The organism is Pseudomonas sp. P5_A2_2, assembly GCF_054177685.1.
On the sequence record NZ_JBGCUL010000318.1, the window covers coordinates 1 to 4,871 of the forward strand.

Sequence of the window (4,871 nt, forward strand, 5' to 3'; positions counted from 1 at the left end):
GTACCTGGTAATGCGGGTCGCCGGTGAAGTACCGCGCGTCGGCCACGAGGAATTCGATCTGCTGTTCACGAAGCCAGACCGCCAGTTGTTCCCAGTCGCCCTGGTGGAAACTGATGCGGACCGCCGGGTGAGCCTGGATGAACTCCGCCAACGCTTCGGGCACCAGCACCTGGGCCGGATACGGGCCGCAGCCGAAGTGCAGCTCGCCACCGGTCAGGCCGTTGTATTGCGTCAGTTCGTTGTGCAGGGCCTGGCTGCCGGCGAGCAGGCGCCGGGCATGTTGCAGCACCAGTTCGCCTTGACCGGTCAGGCGCAATTCGCGGCTGCTGCGTTCCACCAGCACGCAGTCGAGGTCGCGCTCAAGGGTCTGGATGCTGCGACTGAAGGCCGGTTGACTGAGATTGATCGCCTCGGCGGCACGCCCGAAGTTGCGGTAATCGGCCAGGGCGACGAGGTGGCGGAGTTGTCGTAGGTCCATCATGCGTCTCCTGCATTTGGCGGATACTTTTAATGCATTGGATCGATAGCACAGCGGCTGGCATAAGTACACGCCTGTCCTCTCGCCGTAACCTGCCATGACCAGCCAACCGTTTTTTTCCAGCGCCTTCACCCGCACCATTCTCAGCCATGCCCGGCAGTCCGGCCTGTGTCAGGACCAACTGCTGCAACGGGCCGGCATCTGCCTGTCGCTGCTCGAAGGTCAGGACCTGCATGTGCCCGCGCACCTGGTCGAACGCCTGTGGAATGAATGCGAACGTGCGGGCGCGGGCGCATCGTTTGGCTGCGAACTGGTCAATGGCATGGCGACCACCACGCTGCGGGGTTTGAACATTTTGCTGGATTCCGCCGCGACCCTGCGTGCGAGCCTGGCGTGCTTCACCGATTTTCTGCCGCGGGTAACCAACTGCGTGGTGGCGGAACTGGAGGAGTGTGGCGGACAGGCTCGCTTGCACTTGCGCAGTGCCGATAAACAGCTGCATTTTTTCGGCCTCGATGCAGCGACCCTGACGTTGGTGCGCAATATCGCCCGACGCCTGGGGCGTGCCCCGGCACAGGTGTTTGTCGCCGTTCGCCTGACTCCGCAACAGGCTGCCGGGCAGTGGTTGCGTAGTGTTGGTATCGAGGTGCTGGAGGGTTCACATCCGTGTTTGAGCCTGCCAGCGACTAGCCTCGATGAGCCGTTGCTGGGGGCCAATGGATTTCTGCATCAGAGCATGTTGCGGTACTGGCAGACTGCTGCCGCGCAACATACACGCAGTGACAGTCTGGAGTTGGCGCGGCACTGGTTGACGGCAGGTGATCAGCCGATTGAGCGGATTGCCGAGCGGTTGGGGTATCGGCAGCCGAGTAATTTCATTCGGGCGTTTCGTAAGCAGTTCGGGATTACGCCCAAGCAGTTTCGCCTCTGTGATGTATCTGGTCGGCCAGTAGGTCGCCTTCGTCGGAACGCCGCCCGGACCAAGCTCGCTCCTTGATCAACGATTTTGCAACCAGCTCAAAAAACCACCTTTCTTGACCGCCACCGGTTTGGCCATCAACGCCATCCGGCTGTTCTGCTGCCGCACCGCTTGCAGCTTGTTCAACGCCCGGTCGACTTCGCGGCGTTGCTCCATGCAACTGCGGGTCAGGGACTTGTCGAGGCGGTAGATGATGCTTGAGGTCATGGCGGTGAACCGTGCCTGGGACGGCGTGTCGGCAAGAATGCTCTGTTCGCCCATGACTTCACTCGGCCCCATGCGTCCGGCTTCGATCTGCGTGCTGCCGTCGGGGACAGTGGCGCTGACCACGCCGGTGGCGATGACGAACAAACTGTCCGGCACTTCCTCCAGATCCAGCACCACTTCACCAGCCGCGTATTGCTGTGCCACCATGTTCCGGGCCAGGCGATCACGTTCCTCGGCGCTCAGGGAACGGAAGATTTTCACTTCATCGAGCAAGGCCCGTGCGCGGGTCGACGGCTCGATCACGCCATCGGGCTGCCGGGAAATGCCTGCTGCTTCGAGGTGCCGATGGGCCAGGTCGAACAGTTGATTGCGCACTTCGCCCTTTTTGCCCAGTTCGGCGATGAAGCCGCTGGCCACGTATTCGGACATGGTTTCGCCGGTCTCCTTGAGCACGGCTTTGGGCGGTGGGTTGAGCAGCAGACTGCTGCTGCCCTGAAGGGTGCGGTCCAGGGCATCGAGTACCCGACGCGGACGGATATGGTTGGGCACCTGAATGCTGATCGACACGCCGTGCAGGTTGGTCGGGCGGCTGAGGTTGACGATCTTCGCCTTGGCCGCCACCGAGTTCGGCACCACAGCGGTGCTGCCGGCATTGGTCAGCAGGTGGGTGGCGCGCCAGTCGATGTCCAGCACCTTGCCTTCAACACCGTCGATGCAAACCCAGTCATCGACCTGATACGGCTTGGTGGTGTTGAGCACGATACCGGAGAACACGTCGCTCAAAGTGCTCTGCAATGCCAGACCCACCACGATGGCGACGACGCCAGAGGTCGCCAGCAAACCTTTCACTGGCAGCTCCAGCACGTAGCCGGCGGCGGCGACGACGGCAACCAGGAACACCACAGCGCCGATGACATCCTGCAACAGCCGGCCGCTGTGGCCGATGCGTCGCATCAGGACCAGACCGATCACTTCGGTCAGCACCCGCGCGGCGTACAACCACCACAGAATTCCCAGCGCCGTAGCCCCGAGCTGCGCCACGGGATCATCGGCAAACAATGGCGCGTGCAACGGGCTGACGCCGGCGTTGATGATCACCGCGCTGAACAGCACAAACAGCGCAAGACGCACACCGACCCGGCTGACGCGATGCTTGAAAGGCGCAAGGTGCCAGAGCAGGGCGTCGATGGCCAGCAGCAGGGCGCTCAGGGACAGGAGATGACTGAGAAGGAAGGACATGTGGGAGCTCCGGCAGAAATGAGGTAGCCGAGATGCAGGCCGCTTTTGTGGCGAGGGAGCTTTTCTGTGGGAGCGAGCTTGCTCGCGATTGCGGTCTAACATTCAATGAAGATGTCGACTGAAAATCCGCATCGCGAGCAGGCTCGCTCCTACAGAAAAGCCCCTCACCACACCGCAAGTGTGTGGCAAAGGGCAAGGTCTCAGTTCAAGTGAACCTTGAGCTCCAGCGCAGCCTGGCGTACCGCTGCCTTCACTTCGGGAATCTGGCTTAACGGGTTGAGCAGGCCGAAGTCGTGGATCATGCCGTTGTAGCGGACCGAGGTCACTGGCACGCCCGCCGCATCGAGGTGGCGGGCATAACCTTCGCCTTCGTCACGCAGCACGTCGAATTCGGCGGTCTGCACCAATGCGGGCGGCAAGCCTTTGAGCTGTTCGGTACTGGCGTTGAGTGGCGAGGCATGAATCTGCGCGCGTTCGCCGGCGTCGGTGGTGTAGTTGTCCCAGAACCACTTCATCATGTTTTGCGTCAGGAAGTGGCCTTCGGCAAATTGCTGGTACGACGCGGTATCGAACTGTGCGTTGGTCACCGGCCACATCAGTAGTTGAAAACGCAGGGCCGGGACTTTTTGCTCCTTGGCCATCAAGGCCACGACTGCCGCCATGTTGCCGCCGACGCTGTTGCCGGCCACTGCCAGACGTTGACCGTCGACGCCGATCTCTTTGCCATGCTCGGCCACCCAGCGCGTCGCGGCGTAGGCCTGGTTGATCGCGGTCGGGTATTGCGCTTGCGGCGACGGTGTGTAGTCGACGTACACCGCGACCGCGCCGGAGCCCACCACGAGGTCACGAATCAGGCGTTGGTGAGTCGGGAAATCCCCCAGCACCCAACCGCCACCATGGAAGAACATGAACACCGGCAATTCACCTTTGACCTTGGCCGGGCGCACCACTTTGAGGTTGATCGTCTGCCCGTCAACCTTGATCGCCTTGTCGCTGACTTCCACACCGGACAGGTCAACCTTCACCGACGCCTGGGCACCGGTCAGCACCGCACGGGCGTCTTTCGGGCTCAGTTGTTCAAGCGGTTTGCCACCACCGGCGGCGAGGGCTTCGAGGAAGGCCTGGGTGTTGTGTTCGACACCCGGGCTGCCCGCGGCAAACGCGTTGCCGACGGCAAKGGCGAGGAGGGATGCGGTCAGGGTTTTCTGGACGAGGTTCATGGGTAAATCCTTTTTAACCGATGGCGTTGAGTGTCTTGAGATGAGGTCGCTGCCGGCTCTGTGATTCAGGCTTCAGCAACACCGTGAACACAGATTAATAGGGTGCCTGGAAGCGAAAAAGCGGCTATAAAGTGTTTAACTGTCAACCGGGAAGTGACAATGAACCCCTTCGAAGATATGCGTATTTTTTGCCAGGTGATGGACTCCGGCAGTTTCACGGCGGCCGCCGATCAACTGGGCCTGTCCAAGCAGTTTGTCAGCCGCCGCTTGATGCAACTCGAAGAGCGCTTGGGTGTGCGCTTGCTCAATCGCTCGACCCGGCGACTGGATGTCACGCCGCTGGGGCAAAGCTATTACGAGTCAGCCTTGCGCCTGCTCAGCGAAGTCGAACAAGTGGAGCAGGGCATCGCCGGCCAGACCACCGAACCACGGGGGACCATTCGTGTGAGTGCGCCGCTGTCGTTCGCACTGGCGCATCTGGGGTGCCTGTTGCCGGTGTTTTTGCAGCGCTATCGCGACGTGACGGTGGAGATGGATTTGAGTGACCGCCCTGTGGATTTGCTCGGTGAAGGTTACGACCTGGCATTGCGCATTGGCACATTGGAAGACTCGACGCTGATCGCCCGACGCATTGCCTCCATTGCACGGGTGTACTGCGCAAGCCCCGCGTACCTGGTCGAACGCGGCACACCGCTCAAGCCTGAAGATTTGCACGGACACGACTGCCTGCCGTACGGCCATGGTCGTC

At 61.4% G+C, this 4,871-nt stretch carries 5 protein-coding genes; 2 read left to right on the forward strand and 3 right to left on the reverse strand.

What is annotated here, in order from left to right:
- The coding region (locus ACXRVY_RS17265) for a LysR family transcriptional regulator (protein ID WP_458237840.1) at positions 1 to 478 on the reverse strand (478 nt) is incomplete at its 3' end.
- 97 nt (positions 479 to 575) lie between these two features.
- On the opposite strand from ACXRVY_RS17265, the gene ACXRVY_RS17270 reads away from it, so the two are divergent.
- Positions 576 to 1,475: an AraC family transcriptional regulator gene (locus tag ACXRVY_RS17270; protein WP_223463563.1), complete on the forward strand. Its 900-nt coding sequence runs from the start codon at positions 576 to 578 to the stop codon at positions 1,473 to 1,475.
- On the opposite strand, the gene ACXRVY_RS17275 is transcribed toward ACXRVY_RS17270, so the two are convergent.
- A complete protein-coding gene (locus tag ACXRVY_RS17275; RefSeq protein ID WP_223463564.1) occupies positions 1,476 to 2,903 on the reverse strand; it encodes a mechanosensitive ion channel family protein in 1,428 nt (475 codons plus the stop codon). It lies immediately after the preceding gene.
- A 200-nt stretch (positions 2,904 to 3,103) separates the two neighbouring features.
- The gene (locus ACXRVY_RS17280) at positions 3,104 to 4,123 is read right to left on the reverse strand and encodes an alpha/beta hydrolase (protein WP_458237841.1); all 1,020 of its coding nucleotides are present in this window, start codon (positions 4,121 to 4,123) and stop codon (positions 3,104 to 3,106) included.
- 159 nt (positions 4,124 to 4,282) lie between these two features.
- On the opposite strand from ACXRVY_RS17280, the gene ACXRVY_RS17285 reads away from it, so the two are divergent.
- Positions 4,283 to 4,871: LysR family transcriptional regulator (locus ACXRVY_RS17285; protein WP_458237842.1), on the forward strand; the 589-nt coding region annotated here is incomplete at its 3' end.